Origin of the sequence: Pseudomonas sp. PAMC 25886, from assembly GCF_000242655.1 — a bacterium.
Lineage (GTDB): Bacteria > Pseudomonadota > Gammaproteobacteria > Pseudomonadales > Pseudomonadaceae > Aquipseudomonas.
This window is the reverse complement of the sequence record NZ_AHHC01000050.1, coordinates 551,550-565,845: the sequence shown is the minus strand read 5'-3', so window position 1 is coordinate 565,845 and position 14,296 is coordinate 551,550. Positions and strand designations below refer to the sequence as shown.

The following is a 14,296-nucleotide window of genomic DNA, read 5'->3' as shown; positions in this document are numbered from 1 at the left end:
CTTACACATAACCTGATGGCTTACACATAACCTGTGGCGAGGGAGCTTGCTCCCGTTGGACTGCGCAGCAGGCCCATTTTTCGGGGCCGCTTCGCGCCCCAGCGGGAGCAAGCTCCCTCGCCACATTTAATCCTCTACAAGTTCAGACCTCCTCAATCCTTACCCAGCGTTCCTCCCGAGCCGCCAGGCGAATCGCCGTCGCCAGCCGCTCAACCTCCCACGCCGCCGCAAAATCCGTCCCGTCGCTGCCCTTGCCAGCCAACGCCATCAACAACTCATGCACCTCCAGGGTCTTCAACTCGTTGTACCCCAACTGATGCCCCGGCGCCGGACTGAACGCCGCGTACCCCGGCAACGAAGGACCCGCCAACAGCCGCTGAAACCCCTCCTGCCTAACCCGAAACAGCTGCAATTCATTCAACCGTTCCTGATCAAACAACAACGTGCCCCGCGTGCCACTGATCTCAAAGCTCAGGTGGTTCTTATACCCATGCTTGAGCCAACTACTGCTCACCGTCCCCCGCGCGCCATTGGCAAAGCGCAACAACGCATGCACCTGATCATCCACCGCAATCTCCCGCAGCGTCTCGCTCCCGGCGGTGGCAGGTCGCTGCCCATGCACCGTCTGCGTATCGGCACACACACTCAGCACATCCCCCACCAAATAGCGCGCCATGGACAGCAAGTGGCTGCCCAAATCCGCCAACGCACCGCCGGCATGCCCGACCTCACAGCGCCACGACCAGGGCGACGCTGCATCCGCCATGAAATCCTCGCTGAATTCCCCCTGGAAACTGATGATCTCCCCCAACTCACCGCTGTCGATCAACTGCCGGGCCAAGCCAATCATCGGGTTGTGCTGATAGTTGTAACCCACCCGCGTCACCACCCCGGCCTTGCGTGCGGCATCACGCATGGCGCTCGCCTGCTCCAGGCTGACCGCCAGCGGTTTCTCGCAATACACCGCCTTGCCCGCCGCCAGCGCCGCCATGGCCATCGGGTAGTGCAGATGATTGGGGGTGGTGATGGCGACCACATCCACCTTGGGGTCGTCGATCAATTGCTGCCAGTCGCCATGGGCCCGGGCAAACCCCCAGTCCGCGGCGCAACGGGTCGCGCGTTCGGTATCGGCATCGGCCAGAGCGGCCAGGGTGAGCTTCACCGGCAGCTCGAACACCGCCCGCGCGTTATTGAACGCCAGGGCGTGGGCACGCCCCATAAAGCCTGTGCCAATCAGGCCGATTCCGAGTTCGCGCATCGCCAGGTTCCTTCGAATTATTGTTGTCAGAAGCCTATTTATGGAATAAATATTCCCAATATTCAATAGATAGAATAAAAATTCATTCCCGAAGGTCACACTGCACTCCGTGGCGAGGGAGCTTGCTCCCGCTGGAGTGCGAAGCACTCCCAAGATATTGGGGCCGCTGCGCAGCCCAGCGGGAGCAAGCTCCCTCGCCACAACAGCCCCCTCCACGAATCACCGCTGCTGATAACGTTACATTCAGCACCGGCTTAACGGCCTCCAGTTAACAAAACATAACGTAGCGCCGATTGTCAGACGATTCCAAAGCCCGCTAGGATGGCCCAGCTTCCCCAAGGCGCTCTAGATTGCAGGTTTCAGGGCTCCGAACGGCAAGACGACCTAACAATAATAAATGGGAGAAAGGTCTATGAGTGAGCCTGTCATGGGTGTGGTGTTTTTCCGCCCGAAGGCCACGCGCAGGGTCGCATTGCTGGCCACAGCGCTCTCGTTGCTGGGGGCTGTCGCGTTGTCGACACCCGCCCACGCCGCCACCGAAACCACCGCCGCCGCGGTGTTTGCCATTGATTCCCCCAAGGCTGCCAAAAGCCTGATGATCGACGTGGTGCACGCAGGCAAACGCCTGGTGGCGGTTGGTGATCGCGGGCACATTCTCTATTCCGACGACCAGGGCGCCACCTGGACCCAAGCCAAAGTGCCCACCCGGCAACTGCTGACGGCGGTGTTTTTCGCCGACGACCAACACGGCTGGGCGGTGGGCCATGACGCACAGATCCTCGCCAGCACCGATGGCGGCCTGACCTGGACCCAGCAATTCCAGGACCTCAAGCGCGAAGCGCCGCTGCTCGACGTCTGGTTCAAGGACGCCAGCAACGGCTTTGCCGTGGGCGCCTATGGTGCGCTGATCGAAACCACCGACGGCGGCAAAACCTGGGACGACGTCAGCGACCGCCTCGACAACGAAGACCAATACCACCTCAACGCCATCGCCCACGTCAAAGACGCCGGGCTGTTTATCGTCGGTGAGCAGGGCAGCATGTTCCGCTCCCCTGACGAGGGGCAAACCTGGGAAAAACTCGAAGGCCCCTACGAGGGTTCGCTGTTCGGCGTGATCGGCACCGCCCAGGCGCAAACCCTGTTGGCCTACGGCCTGCGCGGCAACCTGTTTCGCTCCACGGATTTTGGCAGCACCTGGGAGCCGGTGGAGTTGAACGCCACCCGTGGCGCGCTGGAGTTCGGCCTGTCGGGGGCGACCCTGCTGGACGATGGCTCCATCGTGGTGGTGGGCAACGGCGGCAGCGTAGTGGTCAGCCACGACGACGGCCTGACCTTCAGCGTATTCAATCGCCCGGACCGCATTTCGCTGTCGGCGGTCACGGCGGCGGGCAACGGCAACTTGATTCTGGTGGGGCAGGGTGGCGTTCGCGTCGCAACGCCGACCGGTGCCGAGCTGATAAAACAATAAGAAGGCGGGGACAGCATGAGCAGTCATCACAACGACAAGGCCACGTTTCTCGAGCGCCTGATTTTCAATAACCGCCCGGCAGTGATCACCCTCTGCCTGTTGGTGAGCATTTTCCTGTTCTGGCAGGCGACGTTGATTCGCCCGTCCACCAGCTTCGAAAAAATGATCCCGCTGAAGCACCCCTTCATCGAGAAGATGATGGAACACCGCAACGACCTGGCGAACCTGGGCAACACGGTGCGCATTTCGGTGGAAGCCAAGGACGGTGACATCTTCACGAAGGAGTACATGGAGACCCTGCGCCAGATCAACGACGAGGTGTTCTACATCTCCGGCGTCGACCGCTCCGGGCTCAAGTCCCTGTGGAGCCCCAGCGTGCGCTGGACTGAAGTCACCGAGGAAGGCTTTGCCGGCGGCGAAGTGATCCCGCAGAGCTACAACGGCTCGCCGGAAAGCCTCGACCAGCTGCGCAACAACGTGCTCAAGTCCGGGCAGGTCGGGCGGCTGGTGGCCAACGATTTCAAGTCGAGCATCGTCGACATTCCGCTGCTGGAGTCCTACCCGGACCCACAGGACCAGGGCAAGTTGCTGGCCCTGGACTACCGCAAGTTCTCCCATGAACTCGAAGACAAGATCCGCGACAAGTTCGAAGCGCAGAACCCCAACGTCAAGATCCACATCGTCGGGTTTGCCAAGAAGGTGGGCGACCTGATCGACGGCCTGGTGATGGTGGTGATGTTCTTCGGTATCGCCTTCGTCATCACCCTGGTGCTGCTGCTGTGGTTTACCAACTGCCTGCGCAGTACCGTCGCGGTGTTGAGCACCACGCTGGTGGCGGTTATCTGGCAGCTTGGGTTGATGCATGCCCTGGGTTTCGGGCTGGATCCCTACTCGATGCTGGTGCCGTTCCTGATCTTCGCCATCGGCATTTCCCACGGTGTGCAGAAGATCAACGGCATCGCCCTGCAATCCAGCGATGCCGACAACGCCCTGACCGCGGCCCGGCGTACCTTCCGCCAGCTGTTCCTGCCCGGCATGATCGCGATCCTCGCCGATGCGGTCGGTTTTATCACGCTGCTGATCATCGACATCGGCGTGATCCGCGAACTGGCCATCGGCGCCTCGGTGGGGGTGGCGGTCATCGTGTTCACCAACCTGATCCTGCTGCCGGTGGCGATCTCCTATGTGGGCATCAGCAAGCGCGCCATCGCCAAGAGCAAGAAGGATGCGCACCGCGAACACCCGTTCTGGCGCCTGCTGTCGAAGTTCGCCAGCCCCAAAGTTGCCCCGGTGTCGATCGCCCTGGCACTGGTCGCCTTCGGTGGCGGCCTCTGGTACAGCCAGAACCTGAAAATCGGCGACCTCGACCAGGGCGCCCCGGAGCTGCGCCCGGACTCGCGCTACAATAAAGACAACAACTTCATCATCAGCAACTACTCCACCAGCTCCGACGTACTGGTGGTGATGGTCAAGACACCGCCGGAAGGCTGCTCGCGCTATGAAGCCATGGCACCCATCGACCAGTTGATGTGGAAGATGCAGAACACCGAGGGCGTGCAATCGGCCATCTCGTTGGTGACCGTGTCCAAGCAGATGATCAAGGGCATGAACGAGGGCAACCTGAAATGGGAAACCCTGTCGCGCAACCCTGACGTGCTGAACAACTCCATCGCCCGCGCCGATGGCCTGTACAACAACAACTGCTCCCTGGCGCCGGTACTGGTGTTTCTCAACGACCACAAGGCCGAGACCCTCGACCGCGCGGTGCATGCGGTGCAGGACTTCGCCAGGGAGAACAACAAGGACGGCCTGGAATTCATCCTCGCCGCCGGTAACGCCGGGATCGAGGCGGCCACCAACGAGGTGATCAAGGAATCCGAGCTGACCATCCTGATCCTGGTGTACCTGTGCGTGGCCACCATGTGCATGATCACCTTCCGTTCCTGGGCGGCGACCCTGTGCATCGTGCTGCCGCTGGTGCTGACCTCGGTGCTGGGCAACGCACTGATGGCGTTCATGGGCATCGGCGTCAAGGTCGCGACCTTGCCGGTGGTGGCGCTGGGCGTGGGGATTGGCGTGGACTACGGCATCTACATCTACAGCCGCCTGGAGAGTTTCCTGCGGGCCGGCCTGCCGTTGCAGGAAGCGTATTACCAGACCCTCAAGTCCACCGGTAAAGCCGTGCTGTTCACCGGCCTGTGCCTGGCCATCGGCGTGTGCACCTGGATCTTCTCGGCCATCAAGTTCCAGGCCGACATGGGCCTGATGCTGACCTTCATGCTGCTGTGGAACATGTTCGGCGCGCTGTGGCTGTTGCCGGCGCTGGCACGCTTCCTGATCAAACCCGAGAAGCTGGCGGGGCAGAAGGGCAATTCGTTGTTTGCCCACTGATCCATCGCTGTTTGCCAAAACGCCGTGGCCTGTGCCACGGCGTTTTGCATTGCGCGGGCTTAGGCCGATGCAACGATTTGACCTATCATGAGGTCTTTCCTCTTGATGATTGATGGTTATGACTGCCGACACCGCTACCTTGCTCAACGCGTTTGAAGACTGCCAGATGGTCGAAATCGATGGCCTGCATACCTTCGATTTCAGCCTGGATGACCAGAAGTTACTGATCATCTGCATGGACGGTCGTGCCGAGAAGCGCTGGAGTTTCAGCCTGGAGCAGGTCAAGGCGGCGACCTTTGATCAAACCTTGCAAAGCTGGACCCTTACCGGTGACTCGGGCGAACACCGCCTGGTCTGCATGAGCGGCGTCACCGGCAACAATAATGACGAGGATGAAGCGGATGATGATGCGTAAATTCTGGCCCCTGCTGATGGCCGGCAGCGTAGGTGCGATGTCGGTCCAGGCCGCGCCGGTAGACACCTTTGAGTTGCTGGTGGGCAGCTACACCGCCGGCACCAGCGAAGGTATCTACCGCCTGCAGTTCGACAGCCGCACCGGGCAGTTCAGCGGCCAGCCGGTGCTCGCCGCCAAGGCGGCCAACCCGTCGTGGCTGACCCTGTCCAAAGACCAGAAGCACCTGTTTGTGGTGAATGAAAACGGCCCGGGGCAAAAAGACCCGGTAGGGCGCGTGAGCAGTTACAGCATCGACCCGAAAAACCATCAACTGACCCTGATCAACCAGGTGCAGAGCCTCGGTAACGAGCCGACCCATTCCAGCCTGGCCAGTGACGGGCGCTACTTGTTCGTGGCCAACTATTCGGTGCTGGAAGACCCGGGCGGAAGCCTGGCGGTGTTGCCGGTGGACGCCGAAGGCAAGCTGTCGCCGCCGGTGCAACTGAGCGGGCACCCGGCCAGCCGGGTCAACCCTGAACGCCAGGCGTCCAACCATGTGCATTCGGTGGTGTCTTCGCCGGACGGCAAATACGTGTTTGTCCAGGACCTGGGTGCGGACAAGATCTTTGCCTACCACTACGACCCGAAGGCCAACCATGAACTGCCGCTGACCCCGGCCGACCCTGCGTTTGTGCAACTGCCTCCGGGCAGCGGCCCGCGGCACCTGCTGTTCACCGCGGATGGCAAGCACGCCTGGCTGACCACCGAGATGAGCGCGCAAGTGGCGGTGTTCGACTACAACGAGGGCAAGCTGACCCAGAAGCAACTGGTCAACTTTGCGGACGGCCAGCCGGTGTCCGACAAGGCTGGTGCCGCGTTGCACACCTCAAGCGACGGCAAGTTCCTCTACGTGAGCAACCGTGGCACCGCCAACCAGATGCTGGTGTTTGCCATTGACCCCGCCACCGCGCAGTTGAAGGAGATCCAGCGCCGCTCGGTGGAAGGTGATCATCCCCGGGAATTCGCCCTGGACCCCAGCGGCAAGTTCCTGCTGATTGCCAACCAGAAGAGCAACGAGATTGTGGTCGTCGAGCGCGACCCCAAGACCGGCCTGTTGGGCAAAACCGTGCAGAAACTGGCGATTGATGCCCCCAGCGACCTCAAGTTCCTGGTGCGACACTAAGCCACAGGCCCCGCCATGCGGGGCCTGACCCCTTGTATTAATCGTATTAATAGCGGCTAGTGGTTCAATGAATTTCTAAGGCTAACCCCTCGGGCGTAAGTTTGGTTCCAAGGCCAGCACAGGCCACCCAGCCAACCGAACACAAGGGTTACCGACATGAACTTCAATCTCTTCTCGATCATCGCCGCTTCTGCTGTTTCCGCCACTGTTGCGTTGCCTGCCAGCGCCAGCGTCGAGATCAGCAGCAAAAAAACCAGCACCAGTGCCTACACCCAGAAATACCTGCAACAAAGCGCCAACTTCTACGCAGCGCTGGACCACAAAATCCAGAACTGAGCGTTAGTTTCATCAAACGCTGAAGATCAAATGTGGGAGCTGGCTTGCCTGCGATAGCGGTTTATTAGTAACAGATTGGTCGACTGATGCACCGCTATCGCAGGCAAGCCAGCTCCCACATTAATCGTGTTAAGCCTGGGGTTTTGCCATCACCGCGACAAACAACGGCGACTCCAGAAACCGCTGCAACCACGCCTGCAACCGCGGATACGGCGCCCGGGCAAACCACTCCCGATCCACATGGGCGAACTGCCGCACAAACGGCGCCAGTGCCACATCCGCCAGGCTCAAGTGCCCGGCCAGCAAATACTCTCGCTCAGCCAGCAACCCCTCCAGCTTCAACAAAAACACCTCACCCTCGGCCCGATAAACCTCCATCGGCTGCTCCGGATAACGCTCGGCATACTTGTATCGATTCAATTGATACTTGAAACCCTGATCGTTCTCGTCAATCAGCGCCTGCGTCGCCCCATCATCCTCAAGCAACCACCCCTCAGGATCATGCTGCGCCAGCGCCCAGCGCATAATTGCCAGGCTCTCATCGATCACCCGGCCCTCCACACTCAGCACCGGCACCGTGCCCTTGGGTGACAACGCGAGCATTTCAGCCGGCTTGGCCTTGAGGCTGACCTCGATGATCTGCACCGCCACCCCCGAGTACCGCAGGGCCATTCGCGCCCGCATGGCATACGGGCAGCGGCGGAACGAATACAACACCACGTCGCTCACTTGACCTCCAGGGTGCTCAAGCCATTGCCCTGGCGCTTGACTTGAATCTGCACCGGAATCCGCTCGTGCATTTCCTGCACATGGGAAATCACCGCCACCTTGCGGCCCTGGGCCTGCAAGCCGTCGAGGGCATCCATCGCCAGTTGCAGGGATTCGGGGTCGAGACTGCCAAAGCCTTCGTCGATAAACAGCGATTCGATCTTCAGCGTGCTGGACGCCATCGACGCCAGGCCCAAGGCCAGGGCCAACGACACCAGGAACGTCTCGCCGCCGGACAACGAGTGCACCGAGCGCAGTTCGTCGCCCATCTCCGTGTCGAGCACCAGCAAACCCAGCATGCTGCCGCCGCGTTTCAGGCGGTAGCGGCGCACCAGTTGGCGCAGTTGCACGTTGGCGTGGTGCACCAGCAGGTCGAGGTTGTAGGCCTGGGCGATCTTGCGGAAGGTATCGCCGGTGGCCGAACCAATCAGCGCATTCAGGCGCGCCCAGCGTTGCCATTCTTCGTAAGCCTTGGCGATCTCGGCTGCCAACGCCTGGTTGGCATCCTGGCGACGCTGGTCATCGGCTTGTTGGGCGCGCAGTTCGGCGCAGTGTTTTTCGCCAATGGCCAGAGCGGCATTGAGTTCGGCCAATGCGCTGTCCAGTTGCCCGGCTTCAAGGTTGCCGTTGTGCAGCGCCTGGTGATCCTTGAGCCGCTGTTCGCGCTCCTGCAGCAACACCTTGGCCTGCTCGATGGCTTTTTCGCTGTGTTGCAGTTGCTGGCGCAGCTCGGCCACCTGCGGTTCATCGAAGGCCACCAGGCGTGCCAGGCCGGCGTCATCGAGTTCCGGGTGCAAGGCACGCCATTCGCTCAGGCGCGTGGTGAGGGCCAGATGCTCGGCATCCAGAGACTGTTGGCGCTCTTGCAGCGACTTGAGGTCGGCGGCCAGCTGGATCAGTTGGTTGCGGGTGTCCTGCAACTGCTGGTTGGCCTCGGTTTCATGCTGTCGCGCCTGCTCGACGGCCTGGTCCAGTTGCTGCTGCCAGTGTTCGGCGCTGGAGTTGTCCCCCAGCAGACCGGCGAGTTTTTCCTCGGCGGCCTGTTGCAGGGTGCTTTGTTCGGCGAGCTGTTTTTGCAAGGTCTCCAACTGCTGCTGGCGATGTTGCTGGCGGTCCTGTTCTTTGTCGATGGCCTGCTGGCGCTGTAGCTGCTCGGCCAGTTCTTCTTTCTGGTTATCCAGTTGCTCCAGGCGCTGGCTGACCTGCTGGTCGAGCAACATGAAGGTCGCCGCCGGCTCGCTGCGCAGGCCATCGAGGGTCTCGGCCGGCAACAGGCTGGCGAAGGCTTGGAGTTCTTCGTCCAGGCGTTCGCGGTCGTTGGACAGTTCCCGCTGCTGGTCGATCAGCAATTGGCGGGCCTGTTGGCTGGCGTCCTGGGCGGCTTGCAGTTGCTGCTGCATGCGCCCGGCGTTTTGTTGCAGGTTGAGCAGGGCGCCCTGGCGTTGTTCGTCCTGGGTGAGGCTTTGGCTGAGCTGGCTCAGTTGCTGGGCGAGCCAGGCATCGCGCTTGGCCGCGTCCTGGTTGAACAGCGAGGCGGACAGCGGATGGGCTTCAAGATTCGAAGAAGAGATTTTTTGTTGAGCTGCAAGTTGTTCCTGCTGGCTCAGGAATTCCTTTATTTGGCCGTTCACTCCTCCCAAGTCGCCTCGCAACTCAATGAGTTTGCTGTTGAGGGTGTCGACTAACTTCTGAGCCACGGCCTCTTCAATTTCATCGTGCCGATCCATGCTTTGCAGCAGGACTTCAGGTTGATGGTATGGATGTTCGTGACTGCCGCAAACCGGGCAAGGCTTATCGTCCTGTAGCTTTGCACGTAATTCTTCGACGCTTTCACTACGTGCGTGGCGCTGGCGATCGAGCAGTTGCTTGGTGACGGTCAGGGTTTGTTCTGCGGTTGTTAGCTCTGTTTTGGTTTGAAATCCAGACTGTATCAGAGCTTCCCGCTGCTGTTGGGCAACACTTAGTCTCTCACCCAATGCCTGTAGCTGCTTATCCAGTTGCTGATGGCTGTCCCACAGCCGCGCCAGGTCTTCAAACGCCCGATGCTGTTTGCGATTGTCCTGAAGCAGGCTGCCCAGCAACTGGATCTGCTCGGCCACCGCATGAGGCTCGGCGCCGGCTTCGTGGTACAGCAGGTCGAGGGCTTCACGTTGCTCGGTCCATTTTTCACCGAGACGGGTGGCGCGTTCTTCCAGTTGCGGCAGTTCAGCCTGGCCTTTATTCAGGCGATTGCCGATCAGCATCAGCTGTTGCAAGCGGTCGCGGTAGGCGTTCCAGGCGTCACTCAAGGGCGCGAGGGCGGCGCTGCGTTCAAGCTCTGCGGCCAGCCGGTTCAAGCGTTCGGCGACGACTTTTTGCTTGTCGAGCAGGCCGCTCAACGTCGCCTGGCCTTCCACGCAGGCGGCTTCGCCCCGCTGTTTTTCTTCACTGCGCCGGGCCAGCTCACGGGTCAGGTGGGCGAGGGTGGTTTGCTCCTCGAAAGCCTGGCGCAGCAGGGGCACGGCATCGGCTTGTTGCTTCAGGGCCTGGGCGAGGGCGGCGTGCACGTCCGTCTGTTGCTGTTGCAACTGAGTCTGGCGAGTGTGCAGCGCGGCTTGTTGCTCAAGGTGCTGCTGGATCTGTGCGGCGAGCGGCTGCAGTTGCGTCGTCAGTTCAGCCTGACGGGCGAAGTGGTGACGTTGCGGCGCCAGTTGTTCCAGGCGGCTGAGGTCCAGGCGTTGCGGGCCCTGGCTTTCCCAGTGTTGCTGGGCCTGTTGCAGTTGCTCGACGGCGCCTTGCTGGCGTTCCTGCCATTCCCGCAGTTCCTTGAGCCAGGTGTGCTGCAGCTCAAGTTGCTTGAGTTGCGCCTGCCGGGTCTTGAGCTGCTGCTGGGCGGCGGCCAGTTGTTCGTCCAGCTCGGCGCGGGCTTCCGGGGCCAGCGGGGTCACGCCGGTGGCCTGGTCTTGCAGGTGTTTGTGAGCGTCCCGGGCGTCCTTGGCCTTGTCGAAGGCGCGGCGGCCGAGTTGGGTGTAGAGCGCGGTATCGGTGAGCTTTTCCAGCAGTTCGCTGCGCTCGTTGTCGTTGGCCTTGAGGAACGCGCTGAACTCACTTTGGGCGAGCAACACGGCGCGGGTGAACTGCTCGAAGTTCAGGCCCAGGGCCAGTTCCAGCTGGGTCTTGTATTCGGTTTTCTGACTGGCCAGCAGTTGCTCGCTGTCCAGGTCAATCAGGCTTTGCCGGCTGGCTTGCAGCTTGCCGCTGGCCTTGTCCCGGGCGCGGTTGGCTTCCCAGCGGGCGCGGTAGCGACGGCCACTGACGCCGACAAAATCCACTTCGGCGTAACCACCACCGGTGCCCCGGCGAATCAGGGTGCGTGGGTCACCGATGGAAATATCGGTGTCGGCATCCGGCATTTTTGCCTGGCCGGTATCGCCCAGGCGCGGCACGGCGCCAAACAGCGCCAGGCACAGCGCATCGAGCAGGGTACTTTTGCCGGCGCCGGTGGGCCCGGTAATCGCGAACAGCCCGGCGCTGGCCAGGGGCTCGGCGGTAAAGTCGATTTCAAACGGCCCCGCCAGGGAGGCGAGGTTTTTCAGGCGAATGGCGAGGATCTTCATGGCTGTTCGCCCTCCTGTTGCACTTCCTGGAGCAGCACCGCGAAGTCCTTCAGGGTCTGTTCGTCCACCTCACTGCCGTAGCTTTCCTGCCAGGCGCGGCTGAACAATTCCTGGGGGGTGAGCTGGTCGAGTTCGATCAGGCGGTCTTCCTGGCTGTCTTCGCGGCTGCCGCTGCCGGCGTATTCGGCAGCGATGCGCACCAGGCGCACGGCCTTGCCTTGCAGGGCATTTTCCACTTGCTGGCGCAGGTCGGGTTGCGGCTCGTCGAGGCGCACCCGCACTTCCAGCCACGGCTGGCGCTGGGTTTCGGCCAGCAGGTCGATGTCGGGCAGGTCGCCCAGTTGTTTGAGGATGTCGGCCAGGGGCGCGGCTTCCAGGCGTTGCAGGTTGACCGAACGGGGGATCAGCCGGGATTCGACGCTGACCAGGGTTTCGCCGTCCAGCTGCACGTCGAGGACCTGGTGCTGGTAGCCGATTTCCGAGAATGACAGCGGAATCGGTGAGCCGCAGTAGCGAATCCGCTCCTCGCCATTTACCCGCTGGGGCTTGTGCAAATGACCGAGGGCCACGTAGCTGACGCTGGCGTCGAACAGGCTGGCGGGCAGTGCTTCGGCATTGCCGATGATCAGGCTGCGCTCCGAGTCTTCCGACACCGAACCGCCGGCCATGTGCGCGTGGCTGATGGCAACCAGCGCCTGGCCCGGCTGGCGCTTGGCGTTGGCGGCAGCGATCAGCCATTCATGCACCTGGCCGATGCCCCGCAGGTAATCGTCCCCCAGTTGTGCGCCGGTCACTTCGGCGGGGCGCAGGAAGGGCAGGGCCAGGCACCAGCCGGCGATGTCACCGTCGGCGCCGGGCAATGGAATCAGCAGCCGTTCCACATCCAGTTGCCCGTCATCCAGCCACAACACCCGGCCCAGGGCGTGAGTGCGCAGGCGACGCATCAATGGCGCCGGCAATTCGATACGCGAGCCGGAGTCGTGGTTGCCGGCGATCATCACGATGGTCAGTGCGGGGTTTTGCTCGTGGGCACTGATGATGAAGTCATACAGGCGCTCCTGGGCCTTGAGCGGCGGGTTGACCGTGTCGAAGATATCGCCGGCGATCAGCAGCACATCAGGGCGGTGCAGGCCCAGCTGGCCCAGCAGCCAGTCGAGGAAGCAGGCGTGTTCGAAGTCGCGTTCCTGGCCGTGCAGGTTTTGCCCAAGGTGCCAGTCGGAGGTGTGAAACAGACGCAAGGCGATCTCCGTAAAAAAGAGGGTGACCGCTCAAGACAGGATGGCGGTACGCAGAACCGCCAATTCTACTTTGCAAATGAACCTATTGCGCGTACGCCCTGCTTTTTGTGGCGAGGGAGCTTGCTCCCGCTGGGGCGCGAAGCGGCCCTTATCCGGCTGATGCGGTTTTCCAGGAAGAAGCGCATTTGGCTGTTTTGGGGCTGCTTCGCAGCCCAGCGGGAGCAAGCTCCCTCGCCACAATTAAGGTGTCTGGCGAAGTTAAACATCCCGCATCAAAAGCCCGAATCTCAGGTCCATTTCCGCCGGGATCGGCAGATACACCGTATGCCCGTCGCCCGGCGCGACGTCGATGGCGTCGCCCTTGGCGCTGTGCAGCGTGGCCAGGTCAAAGTGGAAATTCCCGGCCGGGGTCATCAGTTCCAGGTGATTGCCCACGGCAAACCGGTTCTTCACCTTGACCTCGGCCAGCTCGCCGCGTCGCTCACCGGTCAGCTCGCCGACGAACTGTTGGCGTTCGGACACCGAGCTGCCGTTCTGGTAGTTCTGATATTCATCGTGCACGTGCCGGCGCAGGAAACCTTCGGTGTAGCCGCGCTGGGCCAGGGACTCGAGGTTGGTCATCAAGCCCCGGTCGAAGTCGCGCCCGGCCACCGCATCGTCGATGGCCTGGCGATACACCTGGGTGGTGCGGGCGCAGTAGAAGTGGGATTTGGTGCGGCCTTCGATCTTCAGCGAATGCACGCCCATGCGCGTCAGCCGCTCGACGTGCTGCACCGCCCGCAGGTCCTTGGCGTTCATGATGTAGGTGCCGTGCTCGTCTTCGAAGGCGGGCATCTGTTCATCAGGGCGGTTGGCCTCCTGCAACAGGAACACCTGGTCGGTGGGGGCGCCGAGGCCCAGGGTCGGTTCGGGCGCGTACTGCTGCACGATGTCGCCCGTGGCGTTTTCCACGGCGGGAGTGGCCTGGTATTTCCAGCGGCAGGCGTTGGTGCAGGTGCCCTGGTTGGCGTCGCGCTTGTTCAGGTAGCCCGACAGCAGGCAGCGCCCGGAATAGGCCATGCACAGCGCACCGTGCACAAACACTTCCAGCTCCATGGCGGGCACGTGCTGGCGAATCTCGTCGATTTCCTCCAGCGACAACTCTCGCGACAGGATGACCCGGCAGATGCCTTGGGTCTGCCAGAACTCGACGCTGGCCCAGTTCACTGTGTTGGCCTGCACCGACAGGTGGATCGGCATGTGCGGGAAGTGCCGGCGCACCAGCATGATCAGGCCCGGGTCGGACATGATCAGCGCGTCCGGGCCCATGGCGATCACCGGGGCGAGGTCCTTGAGGAAGGTTTTCAGCTTGGCGTTGTGCGGTGCGATGTTGACCACCACATAGAAACGCTTGCCCTGGGCCTGGGCTTCCTGGATGCCGAGGGCTAGGTTGGCGTGGTCGAATTCGTTATTGCGCACCCGCAGGCTGTAGCGCGGTTGCCCGGCGTAGACGGCATCGGCGCCGTAGGCAAAGGCATACCGCATGTTTTTCAGGGTGCCGGCGGGGGCGAGCAGTTCGGGGGCGATGACGGGGGGCATGGGTTCGGGTCGCAAAAGGGCGGCAGGGTAGCTGTGCCTGCCGCGCCGTTTATTGATCCAGGTCTAAGAAGTAGGGCACTCGCAGG

At 61.9% G+C, this 14,296-nt stretch carries 10 protein-coding genes; 5 read left to right on the top strand and 5 right to left on the bottom strand.

Going from position 1 to position 14,296, the window contains the following annotated elements; translation table 11 throughout:
* Positions 1–142: 142 nt before the first annotated feature.
* Positions 143–1,258 carry a Gfo/Idh/MocA family protein gene (locus tag MUM_RS0118160; protein WP_010172347.1) on the bottom strand — a complete coding sequence of 372 codons (1,116 nt, stop codon included), beginning with the start codon at positions 1,256–1,258 and terminating at the stop codon, positions 143–145.
* Positions 1,259–1,685: 427 nt separating this feature from the next.
* Here MUM_RS0118160 and MUM_RS0118155 point away from each other — a divergent pair, with 427 nt between their 5' ends.
* The 5 genes from MUM_RS0118155 (at position 1,686) to MUM_RS0118135 (ending at position 7,030) form a co-directional block, all read left to right on the top strand.
* Entirely contained in the window at positions 1,686–2,726 is a 1,041-nt protein-coding gene (locus MUM_RS0118155; protein WP_010172346.1) for a WD40/YVTN/BNR-like repeat-containing protein, read from the top strand.
* A gap of 15 nt (positions 2,727–2,741) precedes the next feature.
* Complete coding sequence (locus MUM_RS0118150; RefSeq protein ID WP_010172344.1) at positions 2,742–5,117, top strand: efflux RND transporter permease subunit; 2,376 nt, start codon at positions 2,742–2,744, stop codon at positions 5,115–5,117.
* A 118-nt stretch (positions 5,118–5,235) separates the two neighbouring features.
* Positions 5,236–5,532, top strand: coding sequence for a DUF5629 family protein (locus tag MUM_RS0118145; protein WP_010172342.1), 297 nt, complete (start codon positions 5,236–5,238; stop codon positions 5,530–5,532).
* Positions 5,519–6,694 carry a lactonase family protein gene (locus tag MUM_RS0118140; RefSeq protein WP_010172340.1) on the top strand — a complete coding sequence of 392 codons (1,176 nt, stop codon included), beginning with the start codon at positions 5,519–5,521 and terminating at the stop codon, positions 6,692–6,694. Before MUM_RS0118145 ends, MUM_RS0118140 begins: the two co-directional genes overlap by 14 nt.
* 156 nt (positions 6,695–6,850) lie before the next feature.
* The gene (locus MUM_RS0118135) at positions 6,851–7,030 is read left to right on the top strand and encodes a hypothetical protein (RefSeq protein ID WP_003211212.1); all 180 of its coding nucleotides are present in this window, start codon (positions 6,851–6,853) and stop codon (positions 7,028–7,030) included.
* A 129-nt stretch (positions 7,031–7,159) separates the two neighbouring features.
* On the opposite strand, the gene MUM_RS0118130 is transcribed toward MUM_RS0118135, so the two are convergent.
* The 4 genes from MUM_RS0118130 to trhP all read right to left on the bottom strand — a co-directional run bounded on the left by MUM_RS0118130 (position 7,160) and on the right by trhP (position 14,210).
* The gene (locus tag MUM_RS0118130; protein ID WP_010172336.1) at positions 7,160–7,759 is read right to left on the bottom strand and encodes a glutathione S-transferase; all 600 of its coding nucleotides are present in this window, start codon (positions 7,757–7,759) and stop codon (positions 7,160–7,162) included.
* On the bottom strand, positions 7,756–11,394 hold the full coding sequence (locus tag MUM_RS0118125) for an AAA family ATPase (RefSeq protein ID WP_010172334.1): 3,639 nt from the start codon (positions 11,392–11,394) through the stop codon (positions 7,756–7,758). The genes MUM_RS0118130 and MUM_RS0118125 overlap by 4 nt, the downstream gene beginning before the upstream one ends.
* Entirely contained in the window at positions 11,391–12,632 is a 1,242-nt protein-coding gene (locus MUM_RS0118120; RefSeq protein WP_010172331.1) for an exonuclease SbcCD subunit D C-terminal domain-containing protein, read from the bottom strand. Before MUM_RS0118120 ends, MUM_RS0118125 begins: the two co-directional genes overlap by 4 nt.
* 258 nt (positions 12,633–12,890) lie before the next feature.
* Positions 12,891–14,210 carry a prephenate-dependent tRNA uridine(34) hydroxylase TrhP gene (trhP, locus tag MUM_RS0118115; protein WP_010172329.1) on the bottom strand — a complete coding sequence of 440 codons (1,320 nt, stop codon included), beginning with the start codon at positions 14,208–14,210 and terminating at the stop codon, positions 12,891–12,893.
* Between the last annotated feature and the right edge of the window lie 86 nt (positions 14,211–14,296).